This is a genomic window from Bradyrhizobium sp. LTSPM299 (assembly GCF_000938235.1).
Classification (GTDB): domain Bacteria; phylum Pseudomonadota; class Alphaproteobacteria; order Rhizobiales; family Xanthobacteraceae; genus Bradyrhizobium.
The window spans coordinates 24,554-41,207 of record NZ_JYMU01000056.1; the positions used below are offsets into that span (position 1 = coordinate 24,554).

The following is a 16,654-nucleotide window of genomic DNA, read 5'->3' on the forward strand; positions in this document are numbered from 1 at the left end:
TGAGAAAACTTGCAAAATGATCCAATTTGGACTATATTGGCGAGCATGACGAAGCTCGAACAACTCAAAAGGCATCTAAAGCCGGGGAATGTCTACCGGCGTGCCGATCTGGCGCGCTGGTCGACGTCTGTTGATCGGCATCTCAAGCAGTTGGTTGAGCAGGGCACGCTCAAGAAGCTTTCGGGCGGACTCTACGCCTATCCGAAGGAAACCGCTTTCGGTCCAGCTCCCGCCTCGGACAAGGAGGTCGTTGGCGCCTTTCTCAAGGACGATCAGTTTCTTCTATCATCGCCAAACGCCTACAACAGCCGTCGGTACGACGCAGCTCTATGACAAGACCGTCGTCTACAATCACAAGCGCCACGGAGAGTTTCAACTCGGCAATCGCAAGTTTGCATTCCGCGCGAAGCCACGCTTTCCCAGGTCACTGACGAAGGAATTCCTGTTGGTCGATCTCGTCAATAACGTTGATCAGCTTGCCGAAGCGAAAGACGAGGTCCTGAAGCGCGTGATGCAGCGCGCGGCATCGTCCGACCGGCGCCGATTGGACCGGGCGGTTCGCGCGTACGGAAACGAACGAACGAAGAAATTCTTCGAACGCGCGCTAAGAGCGGGCGAGCTTCATGCCGTGTGATTTCCTCCACAACCATCCGCAATTTGCGGATCTGATCCGGATTGTGGCGGAAGAAAAGGGCATCGATCCAGCTCTTGTCGAAAAAGACTACTGGATCATGCACTGCCTCTACGGGCTTCAGCAGCTCGGTTTGACTTTCCAGCTCAAGGGCGGCACGTCCCTTTCGAAGGGACACAAGATCATCAGCCGGTTTTCGGAGGATATCGACATTCTGATCGAACCTCCGAAGGACCGGGACGTGAAGACCGGCAAGCATCAGAACAGCGCCGCGCAAATCAAGACACGCACGGATTTCTACGAATGGTTGGCGCAAACGATCAAGATCGACGGCGTTGCGAAAGTCGAACGAGACACGGGGTTCGATGATGTGCCGAACTATCGCAGCGCGGGCATCAAGCTGAAATACACAACGGTCGTCGAAGCTTTGGAAGGTCTCCGCGAAGGCGTACTGCTGGAGGTTGGTTTCGACACCGTGGCTCCAAATGCGCCAAAAGATATCAGTTCCTGGGTCTACGACCGCGCTGTTGCGAGCGGCGTGGAGGTTATCGACAACCGTGCCAAAGCGGTTCCGTGCTATGACCCCGGCTACACCCTCGTGGAAAAGCTGCAAACGGTCTCGACGAAATTCCGTAAACAGCAGGCTGAAGGCAGTGATCCGGTCGGCTTCATGCGGCACTACTATGACATTTTCGAATTGCTGAAACGGCCCGACGTCCAGAAATTCATCGGCACTCCTGTCTACAAGGCTCACAAGCAGGCGCGCTTCCGAAAGGATGATAATCAGAACATTGCCGAGAACGAGGCTTTCATCTTGGGTAACGCGAAAACGCGAATACTCTATGCCGATGCCTACGACCGCAGTAGCGGACTCTACTACGCAGGCACGCCTACCTTCGAGCAGATACAGGCCGAAATCAGCAAGTGGGCTGAGAAGCTTTAGCAGTACAACTTCGGCTGTGTAGGTTGAAAATGCGAGAATGCTAGACTCCACCACCAGAGCGGAAAGCACCGACAGCGCGGGGCCGAGGGCCAACTCAAGGATTTGGACAAGTATTGCATCGAGTGAGAGCGGAGGGAGCGAGGACTACGTGCCCTCCGTCGACCCGAGCAGCCTCATTGTGATCCCGCAACGCAGCCGTGTGAACGCAATGACCGACCCTTCCCGGGCTCAACGTTCGTCCATAAGTTGTGGAAATCGTTTCTTGTCACAAGCACGGGCAAGCAATTCGGTTAACTTCAGACAGCGCCCGGCGAACGACTTTCACTTGTTCGGGACCAAATTTATAGCGGATGACGAGCGATGCCATCCAAACAAAGCGATATCGATGACCTGCAAAAATCACTCAGCGACAACGCAGGCAAGACATCAATAATCTGGACTACTCTTGTCACGTTTGAGCTCTACCTGGCGATTTCTTTTGGATCCGTCACGCACAGAAAGCTCTTTCTTGAATCCCCACTACAACTACCACTCCTTAACAACGTTGAACTCCCGCTGACGGGCTTTTTCGTCGTCGCACCCGCGCTCCTACTTGTCTTCTGGATCTATGTGATTCTGCATTTTCTCATCCTCGGAGAAAAGCTTGCAGCTTTCAGGAGAGTGTCGGGCCGCTCGGAGACCCAAAGACAGCGACTAGACTCGTTCTTTTTCATTCAACTAATCAACGGCCCCAGAGCGCAACAACGTGGTTTTGTGCGCCTTGCGTTGTTCATGGTTTCTGGACTGACGCTCGTTGCCGTGCCGATACTCATTCTGGTTCAGGCGGAGGTCATCTTCCTGCCGTATCAGAGTGACGCCGTGACTTGGTGGCACCGCAGTTGCATCTTGATTGGCCTCGCAATCGCGCTTTTCTTTTGCAGCAAGACCATTGCGAGCAAAGCCCCGGAGACACTTTTCGAAAGGCTTCGGCGCGTAGGTCTCTTCGCACTTCTGCTGTCGGGCACAGCAGGGGTGCTGTTCTTCTCATACAGCGTGGTGACCTTTCCCGGCGAAACTTGGCGGCTAGCGGGCACAACTTATCGCCCGACCGATTGGCCCGCGGACCACCTCATACTCTCTGATCAGAAGTTTGAAGAAACGGATGGCGCCCATCCTGGGTATAGCGGCCTTGTCTTTCGCGGGCGCCGACTGCAAGAGATCGAGCTCAGCCGAGCCAAACTGAATAAGGCGGACTTTACGCGGGCTGACCTGTCCAACGCTGTTCTCGAAGGCGCCGACCTGCAGAACTCAAACTTCTTTGCGAGCGGGCTGGCCGGAGCCAAGCTTAGCATGGCCAACCTAAAGGACGCGTTCTTCTATCAAGCTGATCTTAGACGAACGGTTCTCATGAACGCGTGGGCTGAGAACGCCAGCTTCACTTTTGCCGACCTTTCCCGTTCCGAGATGACGCACTTCGTTGCGCCCGGCGCCCGATTTACCGGCGCGTTTCTCCAGAGGGCTCTCCTTTACGACGCGGTTCTTTATGGCGCGCAATTCGACAATGCTCATATGGAATTTGCGGAGCTGCGCAATGCGGAACTACAAGGAGCAAACTTTGACGACGCTGACCTCGTCGGGACGAATTTCAACTACTCAAATTTGGATGGTGCCAATCTGCGTAGCGCGAAGCTTCAAGGCGCCGGGCTCGACCACGCATCACTAAAGGCAGCAAATATGACTGGCGCGGCAACCTGGAGATTCCGCGGCAGTCCATTTCTCGAGTTTACCAAGCTCACCGCACTCAACCCAAGCAATCCACCATGGGATTTTGCATATTCGTGCACAAGAACATACGTCGGACCATTTTCTACCATGAATTCGACTCCCGATTGCACGACGTTCGAAAAGTGGAAAACCTTTATGCTCGAGAGCTTCGGCCCGAATGATCTTTGGGATCGTCCAGACCATGTAGACTTCGATCTTCTCGATCCGTCGAACAAGCCTAAAGAGGACGCTGGCGATCCGATGCTCTTTCTCTGGAAGCGTCGCGCGACTTTGAAAGCGGAACAAAGCGACGAATATCGTGAGTTTGTGCTGAATCTCGCATGCGGAATTGGATTTGCCCCCTTTGGACTCAATGGAAGAGTACGTAACCCCAGTTCGACTCCCGCGCTTGCACGAGCTTTCCTCTATTCGGACACTCTCGATTCCGGCGTGAGACGGGCAGTCGCCGAGTCGATTATCCAAGGGCACCACGGATCAACCGAATGCGATCTTCGTTCACTCTTCAAGGAAGACGAACTTAGATTTGCAAAGCAGACGGTAGAAGGGGGCGAGCTTTTTCCTCGTGATCGAGATGCGCTGGTCCGCAACCAGGCTCTCGAATATGCGGTTTCTGTCAAGAAAGACAGCACGGCATTCCTCAATCGGGCTAAAGAGCTTCTAGCCAGGGGCCAATATGATCAAGCGATCTCCAATGTGACGACAGCGATCGGAAAATCCCCCAGTTCCGAAGCTTACGAAATGCGAGCTCGCGCCAAGAGCGCCAAAGGTGACATTGATGGCGCTATCGCAGATTTTAGCTTGTCAATAAATGACACCTCGCCGCTGGTGTTCCAAGTCGAGCGCGGAGAGGAATATCTACGCAAGCCCGAGCTTGAAGCAGCACGCAGGGACTTCCAAGCCGTCGTCAAACTACAACCACAGACGTTCCTGGGCTTCTATTTGGCAGGGTTAGTGGAATTCCTCTCTACCGATCCCGGCTCAGCGACAGCGATGTTTGACAAAGCGATTGCGAATAAGCCGGATTTTGTCGAAGCGAAACTTTACCGTGGAATTTCTCGTCTACTGAAAGGTGATACTTCTGGCGCTGTGAGCGACTTGTCCGATGCATACACGCTCGACCGTGGAGCGTACGCAGCGATATGGCGCTACTTCGCGCAACAGCGAGCAGGCTCAGATGGAAGTCTGGGTCTTAGGGAAGCAGCGCTTCGGATGAACGGAGACGAAGAACTCTACCCGGCGATGGATTTCTTACTAGGGCTAGCAACAGATGAGGAATTCGCCGCAACGGGATTAGGGAAACCTCTGCAATGTGAGTTCGAACTGCATATCGCCGAGGCGCACATCATAAAGAATGATCGAGCTACCGCCGCCGAGCTGCTAAAAAAGCTAATCAGCCATTGCGCACCTACCAATTCCGCGATCGCCAAGATGGAATTGCAAGCAATTTCCTCAGGACACTGAACTAGAGGTGGGTTTGTCGCAATCTTCGGGCGGCGTGGTGAAATACTGGTGGGTGAACCACAAACAGACGATGCGTCAGGAAATTGGCGGCGGATATTTGTGGTCGCCGAAGGAAGAGGCAAACGGGTCTCGCAGCCAGTTCTACGACAACATGCGCATAGCCGCGCCTGGTGATCCCGTGCTCTCGTATGCTGGGGGCTCCTTGCGCACCACCTTCTTTGATGCAGCGAAGCGCCACGACATAAGCCGGCGAGCTGTTTCGGCATGATCCTGAGCAGGGGGCCGCATCATGGCAATGCCGCTTCGCCAGAAGTAGTGATGCGATCTTCCTTATCCGCGCCACGCGCGACGATCCGCAGCGCATCATCCGGCAACGGCCGCTGCAACGCCTTCGCCTCGTCCCAGGGCGCGCGCATCCACAGGTCGCGTTCTTCGTCGGTCGTCAGGATGACCGGCATAGCCTTGGGATGAATGGGTTCGACGACCGCGTTCGGCGTGGTGGTCAGAAAGCCGTAGACAAGATGAGGTCCGGGAATCGGTTTTGACTTGGTGCCTCGATCGCCTTTGAACTCGATCCAGAGTCCGCCGAACGCGAACAGGGGCCGGTCATCGTTCAAGGCGAACCACACGACATCCTTTTTCTTGGTTTCAGGATTTGGCTCCGGCGCGTATTCGGCGAAGCTGTTGGCCGGGACCAGACAGCGGTTCTCCGGCTTCAGCCAGCCGCGCCAGTGTGGTGACGCTGTGTTGCGGATGTTTGTAACCGGCGGCCCGCCTGTGCGTGGTGGCGGCGGCATGCCCCATCGCATCATGATCATTTCGCGCTCGGCGCCGGCATTGCGCACGACCGGCGCGGGATCGTCGCGAACGAGTATCTGGAATCTGAGGTGAGCGAACTGATGAAGGCCGTCTCTCACGCCTATGTGCGCGGGAGATTTCAGACCTATTCCGGCTAGGAGCGAACCATGACGGAAGTGACCTACTTCGTGGCGCTGCCATTCGTCGCCGCCGACGATGGCATTGCGGCTGGTGAGCCAACCGAATGCTTCAATCCAGTCGCGGTCGTCATGCGCGCGGAAGGCCATTCAATACTTCATGATTGGCGATGATCAGACCGCCGAGCAACAGCTGAACGACGTTATTGGCACGGTGCAGCAGACCATCGGCGATGAGCCGCTTGAGGGTTATGAAAAGCATATTTATTGCAGACTGTTTCAGCTGCTTGGAAGTATGCGGCATGACAAGCAGATGTTGAAGACCTCCGCACTAGAGTTTCAGGCCTTGCTGCTTGAAGATTATTGAACTCAACAAGGTAAGGCCGCCATCCATCGGGAAATCGGCGATAGCTACCGATATGCCGGAGAATGGGACCAGGCCGAGTCCGCCTCTCGCGAAGCGATTGCCCTCGGCGGGTCCGATCTCGACAAGGTTCACCTAGCGGAATGCTTGCTATATCAGAAGCGGATCGATGCGGCCGCAACCGAGATCGACAACGTCAACCGAGAGACATTGCCTCGACACGAGTTTGAAGATTTCGTGTTTACCTATGCCGCCATCGCGATTTGGTCGGGCAAGTCGGAGCGCCTGACCGAGGCGAAAATGCTTCTGCAAGGCTTGGGTGCTGCCGAACCAATCTTCAATGACCGCCGGCTAAATTTGCTCCTTCGCGTGACGGAAACCTTGGCCAGCGGCAGTGCGTCCATAGAAGCGAAAACCGACAGCACTCCTGCGGGCGGCCTGGCGACAGCCTCAAGCTTTTTCCTGCTCCAGCCGACCCTTGCCGGCCTCGGGATCGATTTCAACGAAATGATAGAGCACCTAGCGCGGAAGAACCCAGAAGGTAACTAGCAAAACCCAGTTTAGGCCCACCACTGCCGGGCCAGTGCTGAACGCCCACGGTCTGAACGGTTCTTTTAGGCAACCCGGCCATATTTGATGCCTATCTATTGACGAACGGGGTACAATCCCGTTGGAACTGCAGAAATGGCAAAAAGCGTCAAAGCCCTCATCAACCCGGCCATGCTGACATGGGCACGGGAGCAAGCCGGGTACAGCCTGGCCGATGCCGCGCGCAAACTCGGCGTTGATGAAGCACGCCTGCAGGGGCTTGAAAGCGGCGAGGAAACACCGACTTTCGCCAAGCTCCTGGATATGGCCGACCACTATAAGCGCCCAGTCAGCCTGTTCTATCTCAAGCAGCCGCCCAAAGGCTGGCAGCCGATCCAGGATTTCCGCCGCCTGCCCGGCGCCGAGGGCGGGTTCTCCCCGCAACTGACCTATGCGATCCGTCAGGCGCGCGAACGGCGCGAAGTCGCCCTGGCGGTAAGGAACGAGCTGAATGAGCCCGTGCGCGAATTTGCACTGCGCGCCACTCTTGCCAGCAACGTCGAAACACTGAGTGCCCGTTTCCGTGAGTTTCTTGAGGTCGATGACACCAAACAGCAGTGCTTTGCCAAAAAGGCATTTGAGGGCTGGCGTAACGCGATCGAAGCCAAGGATATTCTGGTCTTCGTCGTGCCACGCCTCAAAATTAAAGAGATGCGCGGGACAGCGCTCGCGGAGACCACGCTGCCGGTTATCCTGGTGAACGGTAAGGATCGCGGCAACGGCCGTGTGTTCACGCTACTACACGAGTTCTGCCACTTAGCGCTGAGACAAAGCGGCGTCAGCAACGTCGGTGGCGACCGCAACGACGCGCCGAGCCCCACGGTTGAGAAATTCTGCAACGCCGTCGCTGCCGCGACCCTAATGCCGCGCGACTGGCTCCTGAGCGAGAGGCTGGTTACTCAGAAGAACGGCCAAAAGAGTTGGCGCGATGACGAACTCGAAGCGCTGGCATTGCGGTTCGGTGTTAGCCAGGAGGCCGTACTGCGCCGCCTCCTGACGCTCGGTCTAACAACCCAAGCCTTTTACGACGGCAAACGCGCAGACTTTCAGAAAATCTACGCCCAGCTCGATGAAAAGAAAGAAGCCTCCGAGGGCGGCCCCAAATATCATTACGTTGTGCTGAGCCAACTCGGCCGCACATTCACTCAGCTCGTCTTTCAGGGTTATCACGATCGTTATTTCACGTTGCGCGATGTCGCAGGTCTCTTGAACATGAAGGTCACGACTGTTCCAGTCATGGAAAAAGCGGCCTTTGGCCTGGCGGGGTAATCCTGCGTGGCAAAGACAATCTACTGCATCGATACAAGCGCGCTCATCTCCGCCTGGTACGAGCGATATAAGCCTAATCGTTTTCCAAACTGTGGGAGCAACTTGACCAGTTGATCCAGGAGGGACGCCTCGTGTCGTCCACGCTGGTCCTGCGGGAGTGCAGCAAGAAGCGATCGGAAGAACTGCACGACTGGTTGCAACCGCGGTCAGCGATGTTTCATACGCCTGATGAAACCGTGCAGGGCCAAGTCGACCATATCGTGAATACCTACACAGCGCTGGTGTCGGCCGGAAAAGAAAAATTCCAGGCCGACCCGTTCGTGATCGCTCAGGCCAAGGTGAGCGGTTACGCGGTTATCACCGAAGAGACCGGGGTGGGTAGCCTCGGTAAAATACCCGGCGTCTGCAACGCTATGAAGGTTGAATGCATCAACCTAATGCAGCTGATCGACGCGGAAGATTGGGTGCTGGGCTAACGGCCGGCTCGCCGCTACCGCCCACCGGCTTCGAACGTGCAAGCTCCCCATAGCGCTTGGGCATTCTTTCGATCTGACGCCTGCGAACTTGTAAGGGAAAAGCTGGTGCCATTTACCCAACAATATAACGCCTCGATGATCGGAAGCGACTTTTCCAGCACCGTGGTTTCGTTGCCGTATTGCAGCGGGAGCACCGGCCCAAGTTTTTCACGGCGGGTCGAGCGCAAGGAATGAGCAAGGTATTTGTCGCGGTGATTTTTTATTGAAGCCATGAGTTCACTGCTTTCAAATTCGCGGGTATGGCCACAGGCTGCCGTTGCGATCATTGCGGCAGTGAAGGGTGTGGGCACGAAGCTGTCGAGCATGTTTGGCACTATCAGCAGGTCACTCACATAATGGGTTAAATCGTGTAACACTGCGCCACCACGTTTTCATTCGGGAGATTGCAGACCGGGTGAGTTGGCCCGTTTTCTCATCTCGAGCACGGCCTCAGCCTGTTTCGCTTGGCGAAGCAATCTCTCGCGCGCAATCCCCGGGTGAGTGCCGCGAGCCTCTTTCCGCAGGCGCTTAATCTCTTCCACAAGATCATCGAGCTCGACGCCAGGATTAACGTCTATGCCTTTCATCGCTTTGCTCCTTCGTCAGAGCCCTCCCACAATAACGTCCAAATCCACCAAAACGCCTCGGGTTCCAATTGGCCATATTGACGTTTCGTTGCTGGAAAGGCCGCGCTGGGATCACCAGAAGCGAAGCTAGATTTCGGGCAACCGCACCGGCGATCAAAACACGACGATGACTAGACCGCCGCCGATTAGAAGGTGAGGCAGCACGTGCAATCGTTAGAAAGACACGATCTCCATCACCGGCGGCAACTAAACGGCCAACCGATGACGTTCCTAGCGGGGCGCGTAGTCCATTTGGGTGGTTGTGTCGGCCTGATCGGCCTTTTGGAGAAGCGCCACGCGTTCAGCTCCCTCTGGGAGGGTCGCCGCCTTGTCGCGCTGCTGTCGAGCGAAGGCTGCCAATCGCTCTTGGAGAGTGGCTGTCTGCTTTAATCGGTTGCGGGTACCCATAGTGACCTCAGTTCTCTAAAGCGGGCGCAACGAACATCAGGCCTAAAAGTTCCTTTGCAGGTAGCCGGGCCGCCCCGTTTCACGACTATGTCCGCGTTTGGTTCGCCCAAGGTCATTCGCTTGATGACGCCGGAGGACTGGGCGGTGGAAGGCCATATCGCTCACAGCGCTCTGCCGCCAGCCTGCGGTAGTCTTTGGCCAGTCTAGCGTATTCGGCCTTGGTTTCGGGATCAGGCTCTTCGGCGGCCAAGCGCTCAAATTGCAGCGCGTGCTCGATGTACTCCAGCAATAGCTTCATGTGCTCCGGGTCCCGGCTAGCGTGGCGCCTTGCGCCGCCAGAAACGGCGACGCTTTGTCGATCTCCGGCTGCTAGCCGTCGTCAATGGTCACTGAGCTTGTGAACAACAGGGTGCCCGTCGCACCGACCGCAGTCCCCGCTTAGCTTATGGGATTGCCACTGCGCTTGCCAAAAATGGCCCCAGCGCGAGGGGTGAGGCCGGAAGCGTGCGCCGTTCGGCACTCGCCTGTGGGCTACCGCCGTCTCCCAAGTAAGACCCCGACTAGAAAGGCCGCCGCTAACATTTCTAATGGGGCCTCCCGCGTGGCTGCGTTGAGACGATCGATCCATGTGGGTCGCGCTGCATCGCCAGAGAGGTCTTTCGAAAATTCGCGTAGCGTGGACTTTACGCCGGCTTCCGTATCGTCAATGGACATTTAGGGCTCCCATAGAAATGGAACGCTGGCTCGCCGCCCGGGAGCGGCGCAACGTACCTTGATTGCCGGCCCGGGGGCCGATCAAAGAGTGCTCCGAAGACTGCTCTTGAAACTCGCCCTATTTTACGTCGCCCGTCGTCGGCGTTGTTTCTGGCGTCTGCACCGTGCCGGGGTTTGGGGATCACGGTGTCCTTCAAGTTCGTCTGCGGCATGTTCTGCATAACCTCGACCCGATTTTCTGGTTTGAGGGCGGCGCAGTTCATTCCGTAGATCAGCTCGCCTTTGGCTGATTGGCCGATCGGGGGACAGTCCTTTAGAGCGGAAGGGTCGACGGCTTTCTCTTCGGCCAAGGCTGGCGACGCCAGCAGCGCTAGCGCGGCGGCAATTCTCAACATGATTTCCTCCGGAAGCTTTGATTGTTCCAAAGCAACCGAGGTCGGGAAGACAAGTTCCGTCCATACCGTCGGATAAAGTATCCTACAGCGCTTAAGTCCCGCTCAGCCGGTCGGCCGCGTGCGTTGCAACCGCATTAGGCGGCAGCTGCCTTATCCTCTTTGTCGGCGCCGCGCAAAACGATCCTCAAAGCGTCATCAGGCAAAGGCCGCTGCAGCGCCTTAGCTTCGTCCCACGGCGCGCGCATCCAGACGTCGTGTTCTTCGTCGGTCGTCAGATAAACCGGCATCGCCTTGGGATGGATCGGCGCGACGACGGCGTTCGGCGCCGTCGTCAGGAAGCCGTACACGTGATGCGGCCCGGGGATCGGCTTGGATTTAGTCCCGCGGTCGCCCTTGAAAATGGTCCAGATGCCGGCGAAGGCCGTTAGTGGCCGGTCGTCGTTCAACGCGAACCACACGACGTCCTTTTTCTTCGTTTCGGGGCTCGGCTCCGGGGCGTACTCAGCGAAGCTATTGAACGGAACAAGGCATCGGCTTTCTGGCTTCAGCCAGCCCCGCCAGTGCGGCGACGACGTATTGCGGATGTTCGTCACCGGCGGACCGCCGGTCCGCGGCGGCGGGGGCATTCCCCACCGCATCATTAGCATTTCACGGCCGTCGGCGCCGTTGCGCACGACGGGCGCGGGATAGTCGGGAAACACGCCAGGCATTGCCGGCAGGTTGCCAACGTAACGGTTGACGACGCGGAAGAGGGCGGCGATCGCGGCTTGGTTTGTGGTGATCGAATAGAGGTTACACATTGGACGCTGCGGCTTCGACAAGTTGACGTAATGTATGTGATCCGGGGCGAAGCTGTTCTAAGAAGACTATTTCTCCTCCTTCGGCGGCGGCGTCCTTGAATGCTCCGGATTTATCGCAAGTGATGACAACGCAGTCGAACGAGCGTGCTGCCAATGCAATGTCTGCTTCTTGCGCGTACAGCTTGGTTGGACGCTTCCTAAGCGTGCGACGATATTGCTGACCGTCTAGGAAGTTCCGCTCCTTATTTCCAATCCAACGACCAACGCCAAAGCCGTCAACACGTTGCTCATCAGCTGGCAAACTTGCATCGTCGAACCCGAAGTAAACGTCTGTAGCAATTTCACAACGCGCGACTGCTTCATCGACAAAGTTCTTAAGTGCGGGCCGTCGGGCTTCTAGGGCGTCAATTTCAAACTCGGGTTCGCGCGTAATACTGATGCGAAATCGTTCACGAGGTAATTCGACTGCTAGGTCGATCTTGTGGTCGAACAGGAAGTCCCAAACGTTGTTGTCTAGGAATACGCCAATCGTGTCACTCATCTGAGGTCTCATCGCTCCCCCGGCCACGACGTGGACCGTGGATCATTAGCTGAAATCTTAGCCGGCCGCAGCGCGATCAGATGACTGCGCTTGAACGGATACTCGATTGAGGCGCACTTACGAGAGGCAATCGCGCGGGTCTGGTGCCAAGGCATTGAAAGACCTGTTCGGCGAGAAGGTCGCCGGTGTAGGCGTAAGTGTATGTACAGAAGATAGCAATCAGAATAAGCGATTGTGATCAATTGGTTGCGCGTTATTTCGGCGGACACTCTCTCCGCCATTTGCACGATTTTGCGCGCCAACCTACGATTTTGGGCTACCTCGTACGCGATAGTGCGCTGTTGGGCCTCGGCGCTTGCGCGGGCGCAATAATGCAGGATTTGATGCCCACACAGTTGTGGCTCAGACTCAGAATGCAATCGTGCGATCAGTACGGTCGGACACTCTTGGTTTCAGCCGTTATCTCGAAAAGTCGCCGCAGCGCTCAACGTCGTTTCTAGTGCGGTGCCGCCTCGGAGTTGCGAGGGGCCGCTTCTGGCGCGAAGCGGCCGTTCACGGGTATGTCCGCTTCCGAGCGTAGAACGGACTTGCTATTCAAGTACGGCCACTTCCGGTTTTGACCCTGGCTGTGTAAAAACTCAAAAAATCGACACGCGACGAGAATGATATTTTTCAGTTCGACTTCTAAGTTCGCTTGCAAGTTGGGCGACTGAGGCGGTCTTGGACGAATAACTTCTTCTATCGCGACCGAGCGTCTTCGCGTTTTTACACAGCCAAGACCCGAAGCGGAAGTTGATCGTCGCCCGTTCTTATGCATGAGGCAGCATCCGATGATAACCCGGAAGAAAGATGCTCAGATCGAGTTTTTTCGAGTTTGAGCGGACATCTAACAGTAAGGACCAAAGCTCGCTTAGTCTTTTGAGACAGTGCCAGTTCAGTGCGTAGTAGTAGCGTCCCGGTTGCAACTTCGCGGAATTATCTTGCTCAGACTAGCTTGATTGTTGGCTCAATGTTACCGCGCGTTGCTCTTGAGAACGGACAGATATTTTCTGCTTCATCGACCAGTCCTTTTGCCACGCTGCGCTCCAAACCCAGGATCGTCACGTTGAGCCGAGCGCTGAGTGAGTAGCCGCCATCACCGAGGTTCAGGTCTACCTCTGCATCGATGCTAACTTTGGCTGGCAGCGTGATTTTCCATTTGCGGGCCGCAAGCGCGATCGCATTCGCGAAAGAAGCTGACCAGCCAGCTGCCAGCAGCTGCTCCGGGTTGGTACCGATCCGCGCCGAGCCGGGCATCGAAAGCCTGATGTCGAGCAGGCCGTCGGAGCTGCGCGAAGCGCCCTGTTCGCGGTCTCCCGTGGTTCTGGTCTTGGCGGTGTGGAGCACCTTTACGATTTGGTCCATGTTACATTCTTTTTTGATAGTGGCCTGTAGAACGGTCTTGAGGCTCGCGGGCACGGTGCGCGCGAGCCTTCGGTCGTTGCTGGTCTGGCGCGGCTGATAGATCTGGTCGGCGCGCACAATGCGCTCGCCGTAGTCTTCAAGCCGATTTGCGGAGGGATCTGAAGCCTGCACGAAGCTCTTCGGTAAAAAGCCTTGGCTGCTCCCAGGCAGCAAAATGACCGCCCTTTTCCACCTTGTTGTAATGGATGAGATTGGGATAGGCCCGCTCTGCCCACGTCCGGGGCGTCTGGTACAGTTCGTCCGGGAAGACGCTCACGGCAGTTGGGACTTTGACGCCCTTCGGACTGAAGAAGGGCAGCTTGTTCTCCCAGTAGAGCCGAGCTGACGAAACACCTGTGTTGGTGAGCCAGAACAGCGTGACATTGTCGAGGACATCGTCCGGTGTCAGACCCTCGGTTTGTCCGTCAAACGAACGCGCGATGAGTTCCAGACTGCGCGCGTCGTGGTCGATCAGGAAGGTCGCGAGGCCGATCGGCGAGTCCGCAAACCCCGCCAGTGTTTGCGGGCGCGACGCCATCCAGAAGGCGTAATAGACATGCTTGTAGACGAAAACGAGCTGGTCGTAGGAGCTTGTCTCTTCGGCAGAGAGACCAGACGGCACCGGCGCACCAGAAAACGATGCCTGGTCGATCTCCGCAGGAATCGCGCCGGGCATGTTGGTGTGGATGCCGACCAATTCCGGCGGCGCCTGCACGCCCAGCATATCGGTAACTATCGCACCCCAATCGCCGCCCTGTGCGGCAAAGTGCTTGTAGCCGAGACGCCTCATCAGAGTGGTCCAAGCCTGCGCGATCCGTTCGGGCCCCCAGCCGGTCGAAGTCGGCTTGCCGGAAAACCCGTAGCCGGGCATCGACGGAATCACCAGGTGGAAGGCGTCCGAAGCGCTGCCACCATGAGCGGTAGGGTCGGTGAGCGGCCCGATGATCTTCAGTTGCTCCACCACCGAACCGGGCCAGCCATGCGTCACGATCAGCGGCAGTGCATTTTCATGCTTGGAGCGGACATGGATGAAGTGGATGTCCAGACCGTCGATTTCGGTGATGAAGTTCGGCACGGCGTTGAGCCGCGCCTCGACCTTGCGCCAGTCGTAGTCGACTTGCCAGTAGCGCAGAAGTTGGCGGATGGTCTTGAGCGGTACGCCCTGGGAGAAGTCGGTAACCGTCTCGTTCTCTGGCAGGCGTGTTTCCGCCAGGCGCCGGCGCAGATCGACGAGGGCTGCCTCTGGAAAGTGGATGTGGAAAGGACGGATGGCATTTTTGTCGAAGGCCCCGACGGTGTCGATGGCCCGCGAACTGGCTGTGTCGGCCATCGCGGCGGCTCTGAACGGAAGGCCGAGATCACCGGCGACGGGGCTATTTGTTTCTGTCGTCAACATGTGGATTCTCCTCGATTTGCTAATGGGTTGGAAGGGCCGCAGTTCGCTTGAACGCCTGCGAAGAGCCGGTCATCCGTCATCCTCGCTGCCAGGAAAGATTGCGCCAAAGTCCGCGCATTAGCCCGCTATGGGTTGTTAGGGGTTGTTAGTGCTCGCGACCGGGCTGCGCCCCTGGTCTCTGGCCGCCTACCGGACCTTGGCGCTATGCCTGGGGCGGGCTCTTCGCCTAGAATGCCGGTGGAGCTGGGACCGGACCGGATGGCTTCGAGAGGCGACGCCATGATCGCAGCGGCCGCGCGGACCAAGGAAGTCATATCCTTTGGTCCTTTCAGTCTCATCGTCAGCGAGAGGCTTCTGACCAACGACGGTACACCGATCGAGTTGAGTGCGCGGGCACTCGATATCCTCGTCGTTTTGCTGTCCCATCCCAACGAAATTGTCGGCAAGAAGGAATTGTTGGCACAGGTTTGGCCCGACGTCATCGTCGAGGAAGGAAGCCTGCGGTTTCATATGACTTACCTCCGTAAGGCGCTAGGTGACGGAAAGGCTGGCGCCCGATACATCGCAACTCTCCCCGGCAGGGGTTATTGCTTCGTCGCGCCAGTCTCGCGGTCGGCCGGTCAGCGCGGTGACACGCCCATCGTCGCAAGCATTTTTCCGCACGCCAATCTTCCCAGCCGCCAAAGCCGGGTGGTTGGCCGGGACGACGATATTCTGAAGCTGTCGGCTCAGCTGAACGCCTCGCGCTTTGTCACCATCGTCGGCGCCGGCGGCGTCGGCAAAACCACCGTTGCGATAGCGGTCGGTCATCACCTGGTCGATGCTTTCTCGGGTGCTTTGCTGTTCGTCGACCTCGGAACGCTCAGCGATCCCACCCTGGTCACGACAGGCATGGCCTCCATGCTTGGGCTATCGGTTCAATCCAACGATGCGACGCCCAGTCTGATCGCTTACCTGCGCAACAAGCGAATTCTGTTGATCCTCGATACGTGTGAGCATCTCGTCGAAGCGGTGGCGCCGCTGGCGGCACGCATCATCGATGCAGCGCCGCAGGTCCACATTCTCGCGACGAGTCGCGAAGCGCTTCGGGTAGATGGCGAGCATATCTACCGATTGGATGCGCTGGCCTGTCCGCCGGACGATCCGGGGCTTACGGCGGCGGCGGTCCGGGCGTTCCCGGCCACACAGCTGTTCATGGAGCGCGCAGCGGCCAGTGGCGCGCGTTTGGACGTCAGCGATGCGGAAGTCCTGATCGTTGCAAGCATCTGTCGAAAGCTTGACGGTGTGGCGCTCGCGATCGAACTGGCGGCCAGACGCGTCGAATCCCATGGACTGCAACAAACCGCGACCCTTCTCGATCAACGCCTGACTCTGCTTTGGGTGGGGTCGCGAACCGCTCCACCGCGGCAAAAGACACTGCAGGCCACGCTGGATTGGAGCTTCGGGCTCCTGACCGAACTGGAGCGTATAGTGCTCCGCAGGCTCGCCGTATTCGTTGGCCATTTCACCCTGGATGCGGCGCTGGAGGTCGTTACCGGCGCTACTCTCGACAGGTCGACCGTCCTTGGCGCCGTAGATAGCCTGGTCGCCAAATCGATCGTGGCAACGAACCCCCTGGGGGCGATGATGCGCTACCGGCTTCTCGACACAACGCGCGATTACGCCCGTGAGATCGGCATTGACGCCGCCGATGCTACCGACCTGTCGATACGGCATGCGACCTACTTTCGCCGCTGGTTGGAGCAGAGCGGAAAGGAATGGTCGACCTCATCAAGTGGAATCGAACGCGCTTCACATTTCGCGGCCATCAACAATGTTCGGGCCGCACTCGAATGGTGCTTTTCTCCGGAAGGTAACGCCG

The 16,654-nt window shown here is 57.3% G+C and carries 18 protein-coding genes; 10 read left to right on the forward strand and 8 right to left on the reverse strand.

Annotation, left to right across the window (positions count from 1 at the left end; all coding sequences use genetic code 11):
- Positions 1 to 45: 45 nt before the first annotated feature.
- The 5 genes from UP10_RS46000 (at position 46) to UP10_RS28490 (ending at position 5,067) form a co-directional block, all read left to right on the forward strand.
- Positions 46 to 333, forward strand: coding sequence for a hypothetical protein (locus UP10_RS46000; protein WP_245321912.1), 288 nt, complete (start codon positions 46 to 48; stop codon positions 331 to 333).
- 112 nt (positions 334 to 445) lie between these two features.
- Positions 446 to 634 carry a hypothetical protein gene (locus tag UP10_RS46005; protein ID WP_245321914.1) on the forward strand — a complete coding sequence of 63 codons (189 nt, stop codon included), beginning with the start codon at positions 446 to 448 and terminating at the stop codon, positions 632 to 634.
- A complete protein-coding gene (locus UP10_RS28480; protein ID WP_044590544.1) occupies positions 624 to 1,574 on the forward strand; it encodes a nucleotidyl transferase AbiEii/AbiGii toxin family protein in 951 nt (316 codons plus the stop codon). The genes UP10_RS46005 and UP10_RS28480 overlap by 11 nt, the downstream gene beginning before the upstream one ends.
- A gap of 360 nt (positions 1,575 to 1,934) precedes the next feature.
- The gene (locus UP10_RS42215) at positions 1,935 to 4,799 is read left to right on the forward strand and encodes a pentapeptide repeat-containing protein (RefSeq protein WP_050043832.1); all 2,865 of its coding nucleotides are present in this window, start codon (positions 1,935 to 1,937) and stop codon (positions 4,797 to 4,799) included.
- 13 nt (positions 4,800 to 4,812) lie between these two features.
- Positions 4,813 to 5,067, forward strand: coding sequence for a hypothetical protein (locus UP10_RS28490; protein WP_197086911.1), 255 nt, complete (start codon positions 4,813 to 4,815; stop codon positions 5,065 to 5,067).
- Positions 5,068 to 5,086: 19 nt separating this feature from the next.
- Here the strand turns inward: UP10_RS28490 and UP10_RS28495 are convergent, their stop codons facing one another.
- The gene (locus UP10_RS28495) at positions 5,087 to 5,884 is read right to left on the reverse strand and encodes an SOS response-associated peptidase family protein (protein WP_349643982.1); all 798 of its coding nucleotides are present in this window, start codon (positions 5,882 to 5,884) and stop codon (positions 5,087 to 5,089) included.
- Positions 5,885 to 5,894: 10 nt separating this feature from the next.
- Here UP10_RS28495 and UP10_RS28500 point away from each other — a divergent pair, with 10 nt between their 5' ends.
- The 4 genes from UP10_RS28500 (at position 5,895) to UP10_RS28515 (ending at position 8,431) form a co-directional block, all read left to right on the forward strand.
- A complete protein-coding gene (locus tag UP10_RS28500; protein ID WP_044590546.1) occupies positions 5,895 to 6,101 on the forward strand; it encodes a hypothetical protein in 207 nt (68 codons plus the stop codon).
- A gap of 144 nt (positions 6,102 to 6,245) precedes the next feature.
- The gene (locus tag UP10_RS28505; protein ID WP_044590547.1) at positions 6,246 to 6,647 is read left to right on the forward strand and encodes a hypothetical protein; all 402 of its coding nucleotides are present in this window, start codon (positions 6,246 to 6,248) and stop codon (positions 6,645 to 6,647) included.
- Between the two features lie 135 nt (positions 6,648 to 6,782).
- Positions 6,783 to 7,955, forward strand: a complete 1,173-nt coding sequence (locus UP10_RS28510; RefSeq protein WP_044590548.1) for an ImmA/IrrE family metallo-endopeptidase — start codon at positions 6,783 to 6,785, stop codon at positions 7,953 to 7,955.
- Positions 7,956 to 8,086: 131 nt separating this feature from the next.
- Positions 8,087 to 8,431, forward strand: coding sequence for a DUF4411 family protein (locus UP10_RS28515; protein WP_245321915.1), 345 nt, complete (start codon positions 8,087 to 8,089; stop codon positions 8,429 to 8,431).
- A gap of 14 nt (positions 8,432 to 8,445) precedes the next feature.
- Here the strand turns inward: UP10_RS28515 and UP10_RS44625 are convergent, their stop codons facing one another.
- The 7 genes from UP10_RS44625 to UP10_RS28545 all read right to left on the reverse strand — a co-directional run bounded on the left by UP10_RS44625 (position 8,446) and on the right by UP10_RS28545 (position 14,793).
- Positions 8,446 to 8,796 carry an AbiU2 domain-containing protein gene (locus UP10_RS44625; RefSeq protein WP_156180311.1) on the reverse strand — a complete coding sequence of 117 codons (351 nt, stop codon included), beginning with the start codon at positions 8,794 to 8,796 and terminating at the stop codon, positions 8,446 to 8,448.
- Positions 8,797 to 8,862: 66 nt separating this feature from the next.
- Complete coding sequence (locus tag UP10_RS28520; protein WP_044590549.1) at positions 8,863 to 9,057, reverse strand: hypothetical protein; 195 nt, start codon at positions 9,055 to 9,057, stop codon at positions 8,863 to 8,865.
- 559 nt (positions 9,058 to 9,616) lie between these two features.
- Entirely contained in the window at positions 9,617 to 9,802 is a 186-nt protein-coding gene (locus tag UP10_RS43315; RefSeq protein ID WP_082077290.1) for a hypothetical protein, read from the reverse strand.
- A gap of 945 nt (positions 9,803 to 10,747) precedes the next feature.
- Complete coding sequence (locus UP10_RS28530) at positions 10,748 to 11,413, reverse strand: SOS response-associated peptidase (protein WP_044590551.1); 666 nt, start codon at positions 11,411 to 11,413, stop codon at positions 10,748 to 10,750.
- On the reverse strand, positions 11,406 to 11,954 hold the full coding sequence (locus UP10_RS28535) for a hypothetical protein (RefSeq protein WP_156180312.1): 549 nt from the start codon (positions 11,952 to 11,954) through the stop codon (positions 11,406 to 11,408). The genes UP10_RS28530 and UP10_RS28535 overlap by 8 nt, the downstream gene beginning before the upstream one ends.
- Positions 11,955 to 12,938: 984 nt before the next feature.
- A complete protein-coding gene (locus tag UP10_RS28540) occupies positions 12,939 to 13,358 on the reverse strand; it encodes an Ohr family peroxiredoxin (RefSeq protein ID WP_044590559.1) in 420 nt (139 codons plus the stop codon).
- Between the two features lie 136 nt (positions 13,359 to 13,494).
- Positions 13,495 to 14,793, reverse strand: a complete 1,299-nt coding sequence (locus UP10_RS28545) for an epoxide hydrolase family protein (RefSeq protein WP_050043811.1) — start codon at positions 14,791 to 14,793, stop codon at positions 13,495 to 13,497.
- A 279-nt stretch (positions 14,794 to 15,072) separates the two neighbouring features.
- On the opposite strand from UP10_RS28545, the gene UP10_RS28550 reads away from it, so the two are divergent.
- Positions 15,073 to 16,654 (forward strand): ATP-binding protein (locus tag UP10_RS28550; RefSeq protein ID WP_044590053.1); only part of this gene is annotated, 1,582 nt, incomplete at its 3' end.